This is a genomic window from Pseudomonas sp. 1 (assembly GCF_056626735.1).
The window spans coordinates 1-1,103 of record NZ_JBWXMQ010000047.1 but is presented as its reverse complement, the minus strand read 5'-3'; the positions used below and the strand labels follow the sequence as shown (position 1 = coordinate 1,103).

Annotated in this window: 1 protein-coding gene; it reads right to left on the bottom strand. The window is 63.0% G+C overall.

The window, feature by feature from the left end:
- Positions 1 to 119: 119 nt before the first annotated feature.
- Positions 120 to 953 carry a DUF4123 domain-containing protein gene (locus AC1MDC_RS28625; protein WP_480394187.1) on the bottom strand — a complete coding sequence of 278 codons (834 nt, stop codon included), beginning with the start codon at positions 951 to 953 and terminating at the stop codon, positions 120 to 122.
- Positions 954 to 1,103: the final 150 nt, after the last annotated feature.

Sequence of the window (1,103 nt, the reverse complement as noted above, 5' to 3'; positions counted from 1 at the left end):
AAGATCAGGCTGACTGGCGGGACACGGATGCACCGTGCTGTTGATATCCACATGCGGCTGGGCTTTGGCGGCCCGTTCGGCCTGCGCGGCCTGGTCGACCATGGCAAGTTTTTCGGCGCTCATAGGGTGAGGTCCTTGTCAGTCAGCGACTGATGCGTCAATGCGCTGTTGAGGTTGTCCAGGCGCTGGTGGGGCAACACACCAGGCTCGGCCAGCAACTGCCGGTAGGCGCCGTGCTCCGGGCCATCGGGAAAGTCCGCCCCCAGCACTGCGTAGAAACGCGCCCAGAGCAGCACCTCCTCCACGGCACTGAAGCCATTGCGCGCCGCACTGCCCTGACAGTCCATGGCCCATTGCTGCAAAGCCGTCGGTTCCTGCGATCCAAGGCATTTCGGGAAATACCGCAGAGCATGTTCGATCAGTTGCCCGGCGAATGTCCGGCGTTTCGCAGCGTTCAGGTCATTGAGCTGCTCTGCCGTGAACACCAGCCACGGTCTGTCCGCGTAAGGGATCGCCGGTTGCTCGGTGAGCTGCCGGATCTGCAGGCCCGGCAGCCGGATCAGGTGCACCGGCCCCATCAACCGATCCCGCTCTGCTGCGGGCTTGTCCGCCAGCCACAACGCGGTGATGCGGGGATCGTAAAAGCGAAAGAGCACGGTCACATCACCCTCGACACGGGCGTGGATCAGGCTGCGCAAATGCTCCAGCAATGCCCCCTCATCGGCTTGCGACTCCAGCCAGAGCCCCGCCGTCGTGCTCCACTCCTGTGAAAAGACCTGCGCCAGAGGACTGTCAGGGGTTACCGCCACCAGTACGGGGCCTGCTTTATCCAGGGCGCTGTAGGCCGTGCGCTGATAAAGCGAGTGAGGCATTACGCCTCCCGTCAGCTCGAACAGGCGTTCCGGAAGGTTTTCGATCTGGATTTGATCCAGCAACAGATACGCCCGATTCATGCGCTCACCTGCGCCAGTTTTTCGCACACGGCGCAGACGGACGCAGCCTGCTCTGCTGCCTGAGTCAGGGCGGCCAATTGCGTGGTCATGGATAACGCAAGGAGCGTTTGTGAAGATTCCGGCGCCGCCAGTGCCGACTGCGCGGCGGCC

What these genes read in the sequence shown, in the direction of transcription:
- AC1MDC_RS28625 (WP_480394187.1), bottom strand. Translation starts at nt 953, where the DNA reads ATGAATCGGGCGTATCTGTTGCTGGATCAAATCCAGATCGAAAACCTT.